The 7890-nt window shown below is 32.9% G+C and carries 8 protein-coding genes; all 8 read right to left on the bottom strand.

Annotated elements, in window-relative coordinates:
* Nucleotides 1-334 precede the first annotated feature (334 nt).
* Nucleotides 335-1144 carry a YwaF family protein gene (locus BMY82_RS08785; protein ID WP_091976179.1) on the bottom strand — a complete coding sequence of 270 codons (810 nt, stop codon included), beginning with the start codon at nt 1142-1144 and terminating at the stop codon, nt 335-337.
* Between the two features lie 434 nt (nt 1145-1578).
* Complete coding sequence (locus BMY82_RS08780; protein WP_091976178.1) at nt 1579-2214, bottom strand: V-type ATP synthase subunit D; 636 nt, start codon at nt 2212-2214, stop codon at nt 1579-1581.
* A 1-nt stretch (nt 2215) separates the two neighbouring features.
* A complete protein-coding gene (locus BMY82_RS08775) occupies nt 2216-3601 on the bottom strand; it encodes a V-type ATP synthase subunit B (protein ID WP_091976177.1) in 1386 nt (461 codons plus the stop codon).
* A complete protein-coding gene (locus BMY82_RS08770) occupies nt 3594-5369 on the bottom strand; it encodes a V-type ATP synthase subunit A (protein WP_091976176.1) in 1776 nt (591 codons plus the stop codon). Before BMY82_RS08770 ends, BMY82_RS08775 begins: the two co-directional genes overlap by 8 nt.
* 14 nt (nt 5370-5383) lie before the next feature.
* On the bottom strand, nt 5384-5707 hold the full coding sequence (locus BMY82_RS08765) for a V-type ATP synthase subunit F (RefSeq protein WP_091976175.1): 324 nt from the start codon (nt 5705-5707) through the stop codon (nt 5384-5386).
* On the bottom strand, nt 5707-6702 hold the full coding sequence (locus BMY82_RS08760) for a V-type ATP synthase subunit C (RefSeq protein ID WP_091976174.1): 996 nt from the start codon (nt 6700-6702) through the stop codon (nt 5707-5709). The genes BMY82_RS08765 and BMY82_RS08760 overlap by 1 nt, the downstream gene beginning before the upstream one ends.
* A gap of 10 nt (nt 6703-6712) precedes the next feature.
* Nucleotides 6713-7258 (bottom strand): V-type ATP synthase subunit E, encoded by a 546-nt coding sequence (locus BMY82_RS08755; protein WP_091976173.1) that lies wholly within the window; start codon nt 7256-7258, stop codon nt 6713-6715.
* Nucleotides 7259-7294: 36 nt separating this feature from the next.
* Nucleotides 7295-7780, bottom strand: coding sequence for a V-type ATP synthase subunit K (locus BMY82_RS08750; RefSeq protein ID WP_091976172.1), 486 nt, complete (start codon nt 7778-7780; stop codon nt 7295-7297).
* Between the last annotated feature and the right edge of the window lie 110 nt (nt 7781-7890).

Raw genomic sequence — 7890 nt, 5'->3', positions numbered from 1 at the left:
TATTTATGTGTTTTTATTTTTGTTTTCTGCTTTTATACGGTATAAAAACTCTTAATATTTTTATTAAATTTTATGCTTATTTGAATTAAAAACAATTCAAATTTCATTTTTCTTAGCATTCCGAATAGGCTAATCTATCATTAAACTCTGATTTTTAATGTATAAGAAGAATATAAAAATTATAAATCTAACTTTTTTATTTTAATTAGCATTGAAATATACGATTATTTAACATAAATACTAATTTTTAAAAAAGATAATTAAAATTACAATTTTTGAAAAAAACCAGTTATAAATTCATGAATTTATAACTAGTTTTTCTTAATTTTATCATCTAATTCTCTATATTAAATCTAGCAGTATTCATATCTAATTCTTCAAAACTATCTTCATTAAAAGAAACGTCATCTACACTTAATATCAATTTATCTTCTTCTATTTTGCCCCACTTGATTAATTTTAACTTCTGAATGCTCATTACTACAAAAATACTTACAGAGAAAACTACAGCTACCGATAACTCTTCTGGAAGAGCTGCTAAAATACTTGGTAGTATCATCGTATAAGAATAATTGCTTCCAAAGATAAGATTAATTATATGAATAGGAACAATTATTAATGCCGCTAACTTAAACATATCCTTATTACTTAATATACTCTCTGAATTTTTAACTATATACACCGAAGTCAGTAAAAGAATAGAATGAATTATTATAAATGAAATACCTGTAAAATGAGGAAAATTGTATCGCTCCATATCTGGAATTAAAAGCGCTATTGATGCACCAAACACTGAAAATAAAGCGAAGAAATTCGTAAACTTTCCGTTTATTTTATTTCTTATAAGAGCCACACCCAAAATTAAACTAGACATTCTACAAAAATATAGGGGTAAAGAATCTTCAAGAGGATTCTTTCTTGAAAATAAAAACCAAATTGTTACAGAAATTTGAAGAGAAAATAAAATAAATCCTAATCCCCTAATATAGCTTTTATTTATTTTATCTAAATTAGTTTTGTAGCCTATTAAAAATACTACTGCCCATGCTAACAAACAAAACATTGATAAGTAGCTATTTGGTATGTAATTTGGATCTTCTGCAATACGGAAAAAATACTGCATACTATTTTCTAAATTATTCATAATTAAACTTCCTTTTTAAAAATTTATATAGAATTATTTTACTACATTTTTACATACTTTTGCCAATATATTCTTCACCAAAATCAAAAATATATTACCTTACTTTTTATTTTAAATTATTAATCTTCTTTTATATTATACTTTATTTGTATTTTATATTTTTTATTTATTATAAAACGATTTTTATTATTATATTCCTTCTTTAAAATTTATATGTTTTTTAAGGCATTTCAATTGATTTTTCAGTCTTTTATTTTTCTAATATAAATTTTAGACTACTTTTTTATGACATTTTACTTTTTTAAACTCTTTTTAGATTATTTTTATACTAATTATATACTATATTAATGTTATTTTTTCTAAATTAATATATTTTTTCTATTAAAAAAGGAGTGGTAAATTCCACTCCTTTAAAGGGACATTAAGTTAATTCATTATTTATTAATAATATCCTTAACTTTCATTAGTCTTGTAATCGAACTTCTATCGTTCTCTTCTAACTTCATCTTTATATAGACTATAGTTTCTTCCAGCTGAGGTATTGTCATATACTCAAGAGCATTTACTCTTCTTCTAGTACTTTCTATTTCATCTGCCATCAGCTGACAAGCCTTCTCTATTTCAGCAAGTTTCAGTAAATCTGGCAATATATCATATAGTTTTTTAACAGCTTCATCTAATTCTGAAGATGTTCCAGCAAATCCATATGGATAAATTGCAGAAGTATCTTCTTCATTACTTCTATTAAAAGTCATTACTGGTACATTTACACTCATCAGATTTTTAGTTTCTATTTCTAGGTTAATACTTTCCTTTGAAATAGCCAAGGCTTCATCCAACATCTGAGATGAGTTCATACTTCTAGCTAAAAGAAAATCTTCAAAAGAATCAGTGATCTTTGCTTCAACATCTTCTCTTAATTTCTTATTCTCTTTTATCATGGCAATAAATTGTCTCATCAATTCATCTTGCTTATCTTTCAAAAGCTTATGACCTCTTGTAGAAGTTGAAAGTCTTGCCTTTAACCTCGAAAGCTCCATTCTAGTTGGATTTACATTTAACTTTGCCATATTAATCCACCTGACTTTCCTCAGGTAAATACTTCTCGATATACTTGTCCTTTATTCTCTTTAGTTCCGTTCTTGGAAGAATCTTTAATAAATCCCAACCAAGATCAAGAGTTTCTACTATTGTTCTATTTGTCGCATAACCTTGAGATACGTATCTGTTTTCAAATTCACCAGCAAATTTTGCAAATGCCTTATCTGACTCTGACAATGCAGATTCACCAAGGATTACCTGAAGCTCTTTTGCTTCTTTACCAGCTGCATATGCAGCAAATAACTGGTTCATAGTATCTGCATGATCTTCTCTAGTTTTTCCGTCACCTATTCCTTTATCTTTAAGTCTTGATAGAGATGGTAAAACATCTATCGGAGGCATAATATTTTTCTTGTATAACTCTCTTGAAAGAATTATCTGACCTTCCGTTATATAACCTGTCAAATCAGGAATTGGATGCGTCTTATCATCTTCAGGCATTGTCAATATAGGAACCTGTGTAATAGAACCTTTTCTTCCTTTAATTCTTCCTGCTCTTTCATATAATGTTGAAAGGTCAGTATATAAATAACCTGGGTAACCTCTTCTTCCAGGAACTTCACGTCTTGCTGCTGATATTTCACGAAGGGCTTCACAGTAATTTGTAAGGTCTGTAAGTATTACTAAAACGTGCATATCTTTTTCAAATGCAAGATATTCTGCACAAGTAAGTGCCATTCTAGGAGTAGATATACGTTCAATAGCAGGGTCATTTGCAAGATTCATAAATAAAACCGCTCTATCTATTGCACCTGTTTTCTTAAAATCATCAATAAAGAACTGCGCTTCTTCAAAAGTTATACCTATCGCTGCAAAAACAACTGCGAACTTTTCATCAGTACCTAAAACCTTTGCCTGTCTTGCAATCTGCGCTGCTAGATTGGCATGAGGAAGACCTGAGCCTGAGAAAATAGGAAGCTTCTGCCCTCTAACTAAAGTATTTAGACCATCTATTGCAGAAACACCTGTCTGAATAAATTCAGAAGGATAATCTCTTGCCACTGGATTAATTGCTATACCATTTATATCTAGTTTCGCTTCTGGAATCAAGTCCGGTCCACCGTCTTTGGGATTTCCCATTCCATCAAATACTCTACCTATCATATCCTCAGATACACCAAGTGTAAGCGGTTTTGCTAAAAATCTTACCTTTGAATCTCTAAGATTGATACCTGATGAACCTTCAAATAGCTGAACCATCGCTTTGTCTCCATTGATTTCAAGAACTCTACCCCTACGTATATTACCATCTTGCATCTCTATTTCTACAAGTTCTTCATATTTTATTCCTTCAACACCGTCTACCATTAAAAGTGGACCAACTATTTCTCTTATAGTTCTATATTCTTTAATCATCTAGTCCACCTCCTCTGTTTATCAATTCATCTACTTGTCTAGTTATTTCTTCTGATATTTCATCTAGTTTTGCTATATTCGCCTCTTCTGTATACTTAGCTCTTGCTATTGACGCTCTTACCGGAAGCTGTAAAAGTTCATTTAAATATACATGTTTTTCAAGTCCTCTTATAGATTCTCTGTAGAATTTAAGAACAAGGTCTAGCATTTTGTCTTGCTTTTCAAGAGATGTAAATGTGTCTACATCTTGGAAAGCATTCTGTTGCAAATAGTCTTCTCTTATAGATCTAGCCACTTCTAATTTTAGCTGATCCTTTTCAGATAATGTATCTCTACCTACCAGTCTTACTATTTCCTGAAGTCCCGATTCTTCCTGAAGAAGTGCCATTGCATCTGCTCTATTCTCTGGGAACCGTTCTGATACATTATCACCCATCCACTCATCTACATCTGTTTGATACAGAGAGTATGAATCAAGCCAAGATATAGCAGGGAAATGTCTTCTATAGGCAAGATTTGCATTTAATCCCCAGAAGACTTTTACTATTCTCAATGTCGCCTGAGATACTGGTTCAGATATATCTCCACCTGGAGGAGATACTGCACCTATAATTGTAAGTGCTCCCTCTCTATTATCCTTACCTTTACAAACAACCTTACCAGCCCTTTCATAAAATTCCGCAGCTCTTGATGATAAATATGCTGGATAACCTTCATCACCTGGCATCTCTTCAAGACGTCCTGACATTTCTCTTAATGCCTCAGCCCATCTTGATGTAGAATCTGCCATTACTGCTACTGAATACCCCATATCTCTAAAGTACTCAGCTATTGTAATCCCCGTATATATACTTGCTTCACGGGCTGCAACTGGCATATTAGATGTATTGGCTATAAGAACTGTTCTCTTCATCAAACTTTCGCCTGTATGAGGGTCTATAAGTTCTGGGAATTCATTAAGAACATCGGTCATTTCATTACCACGTTCTCCACACCCAACATATACTACTATCTGTGCATCTGCCCATTTTGCAAGCTGATGCTGAACTACTGTTTTACCTGATCCAAATGGTCCCGGAACACAAGCTGTTCCACCCTTTGTAACTGGGAAGAATGTATCTATTACTCTCTGTCCTGTAATTAATGGAACTCTAGGAGCAATTTTTTCCTTTATTCTTCTACTTACTCTGACAGGCCACTTCTGCATCATCTGAACAGTTTTACTTTCACCTTCGTCTGTTTTTATAACTGCTATATCATCAACAACAGTGAATTCGCCTTCTTCGATACTTTCAATTACACCGCTTAGCTTGTAGGGAACCATTACCAAATGTTTTACAACTTCTGTTTCTTGAACATAGCCTAAAACATCGCCTTCTTCTACTTTATCACCTACTTTAGCTTCAGCATGAAATTGCCACTTTCTATCTCTATCTAATGATGGAACTTCAATACCCTTTGTTAAAAAGTCTCCTGCTACTGCTCTGAACTTTTCAAGAGGTCTTTGTATACCATCAAACATATTTTCTATTAAACCAGGACCAAGCTCTACGCTTAGAGGTTCCCCTGTAGTCTCAACAGGTTCTCCTGGACCGATCCCTGATGTTTCTTCATATACCTGTATTGAAGCTTTGTCGTCACGCATTTCTATAATCTCACCGATCAATCTGGAATCAGATACCTTTACAACATCATATATATTGGCATCTTCCATACCTTCGGCTACGACAAGCGGACCAGATACTTTTACTATTTTACCTGCCTTCACTAAGCCTCTCCTCCTTATTTATCGGAATTGGCAAATATATTACTACCAACTGCCTTTTCCACATTTTTATTTATATCTCTCATTCCTATTCCCAATGTTCCCTGATTAGAAGGAATCAATATTATTGCAGGAACAATTTTTTTCTTATATCTCTGTATAGTCTCCTCTATTTCTTGAGCTATATGTTCTGTAACAAATATCAAGCCATACTGTTTGTCAGCAAGGCTATCTATTGTAGCTCTTGCTTCTCTTCCATCTACCACTGGATATACATCTATACCTATAGATTTAAAAGCCAAAATAGAGTCCTTATCTCCAACTGCACCGATCTTATACATTAAATATCACCCAACCTCTCTCTAAGTTTAGTTGCTGGGATATTGTTTAATTTTCCTACTAGTATCAGTCTTACTACTGATATTTCCTTTTCCTTTGCCACAAGATAAGCAAATATCGGCTCGGGACCAAAAGAAATAAATCTTGAATCAGAATTAAGTCTTCTTAGATAAACGTCCTTTTCATTATCTACTACTGAAAAACTGCCACTTTCTTTGTATTGTTCAACACTATCTAGCAAGGCTGTACCTATTTTTTCAGATTTTAATGCCGCTGCTAATCTATCAAAATCTTCTCTAGACAAATCTATAAGTTTATTTATAGAAATACCTCCACCTTCAACTAGAACTTTTTCCAAAAAGTTCTGACTTTTTCCCATTCTCATAGCTCTCAACATCGATGATACGTTGAAAAAGTCTATACTTGCACCTACATAATCATTGAAAAGTTCTATTCCAAGTGAATCCGCAATGTCTTTCAAATGCTTAAAATAAGCCCTGTCTATTTCTATATCTATCATTTGTGGATCTGCACTTTCATTGTATTTTTCTTCTGCCGATCTAAGTGCCTTTATAAATTCACTTTTTGTGTCTGTAAAGTGACCACTTTCATATTGTAATCTTATTTTTTCCGGATTGTTTTCACTTGAATATATGAAAAGTTCATCTAATTCTTTACCGGAAACCTTCGCCTTAACCATAGTTTTTAAATTATGATAGTCATACTTCAGAGAAAGAATTTCTAAAATTCTTTTATCGTGGAGCATTTCAGAACCCAACCCAAAAACTCTTGATGTTTCATTTTTTAGTAGTAATTCATAGTCCTTGACACCTTCAACTCCATCTGTGCTTTTAGTATATTCTGAATCTAAAAGTATTTTAAAAGCCTCATCTGCGTCTTTTGCGTCTATCATCTTCTCAAGTTTTCCTTTGTCGAGAAGTTTTTTCTCATAAACCCTCGCCATTACTACACCCTGGGCGTAATCTAATCTATCCATAAACTACCCCCTATTTAAAAAGTACCTTTGCTATTTCACCCTGTATATCATCTTTTATATATTCTACTTGAGTATCGAAAGTAAAGTTCTTTTCAATACCACCTGCTATCTCTATAAAACCTGAATCAGCAAATCTTTCATCTGAAATTTTCGCATTCGGGAATCTTCTTCTAACTATGTCTACTTTTCCCTTTGGAACTATAATAAGAGATTCTTCTGAAAATCCTGCATTTTTTTCAATATAGGATATCAATTCTTCATCTTTTATATTTTTCATATCCTCAAGAGCAGACTCAAAAACTTTTTGTATTGTTTCTTGTTTTACCTTAAGCTCATTGTCCCTCGCTCTAAGATTAGCATTCGATCTAAGTCTTTCTTTAAGATTTTCCGCTTCCAAAGCTCCTTTTTCGACAATGGCACTATATTTTTGTTCAGCTTGCTTTTTAGAATTCAAATTTAACCTATCTACTTTTTCTTTTGCTTCTTTTTTTATTTCATCAGCCTGCAACATAGCTTCTTCTAGAATTCTATCTGTTAGCTTATTAAGCTCTGCCATTAGATCACTTCCTTTTTTCTAAATTTTTTGTATTTTCTAAGCAAAGAAAGCACCAAACTTGAAGAATAATAGAAGTGATATAACGAATGCAAGTAGCGCATAAGTTTCAACCATTACTGAATAAATTATACCCTTAGTAGTCTGAGCTTCATTCTTTGCAAGTATTCCTACACCACTTGCTGCCACTTTTCCCTGAGATACTGCTGAACCCCAACCTACAAATCCTATAGGCATACCTACTGCTGCAAGATACATACCCTGAGCTAGACCAATATCTCCATTTAACTTTAATAATATAAGTAGTCCTATAACGAAACCATATAGTCCCTGAGTACCTGGTAACAACTGTAATATTAGTGTTTTACCAAATTTTTGAGGTTCTTCAGGAACAAGTCCTGACGCCGCCTGACCAACTATTGATAAACCTTTAGCTGAGCCTAAAGCCGATAGCATTGCAAATACAACACCTAATCCTCCAAATACTACTCCACCGTTTTCTACTATCCAACTTCCGAAATTCATAAATAAACCTCCCTTGAATCGCAACCCTGTTGCCGATATTTAATTTATTTTTTAATCTTCATACTGTCTATCAAGATTTATGTATTTAGCTTTGTTTCTAAAGAACTTAA

The sequence above is a fragment of the Peptostreptococcus russellii genome (genome assembly GCF_900110295.1).
In the GTDB taxonomy this organism is placed as follows: domain Bacteria; phylum Bacillota; class Clostridia; order Peptostreptococcales; family Peptostreptococcaceae; genus Peptostreptococcus; species Peptostreptococcus russellii_A.
Note: the sequence above shows the minus strand (reverse complement) of the source record. Positions and strands in the feature narration are given on the sequence as shown.

Bases quoted from the DNA above. Each gene is read 5' to 3' on its own strand.
- BMY82_RS08785 (WP_091976179.1), bottom strand. From the start codon at position 1,144: ATGAATAATTTAGAAAATAGTATGCAGTATTTTTTCCGTATTGCAGAA.
- BMY82_RS08780 (WP_091976178.1), bottom strand. From the start codon at position 2,214: ATGGCAAAGTTAAATGTAAATCCAACTAGAATGGAGCTTTCGAGGTTA.
- BMY82_RS08775 (WP_091976177.1), bottom strand. From the start codon at position 3,601: ATGATTAAAGAATATAGAACTATAAGAGAAATAGTTGGTCCACTTTTA.
- BMY82_RS08765 (WP_091976175.1), bottom strand. From the start codon at position 5,707: ATGTATAAGATCGGTGCAGTTGGAGATAAGGACTCTATTTTGGCTTTT.
- BMY82_RS08760 (WP_091976174.1), bottom strand. From the start codon at position 6,702: ATGGATAGATTAGATTACGCCCAGGGTGTAGTAATGGCGAGGGTTTAT.
- BMY82_RS08755 (WP_091976173.1), bottom strand. From the start codon at position 7,258: ATGGCAGAGCTTAATAAGCTAACAGATAGAATTCTAGAAGAAGCTATG.
- BMY82_RS08750 (WP_091976172.1), bottom strand. From the start codon at position 7,780: ATGAATTTCGGAAGTTGGATAGTAGAAAACGGTGGAGTAGTATTTGGA.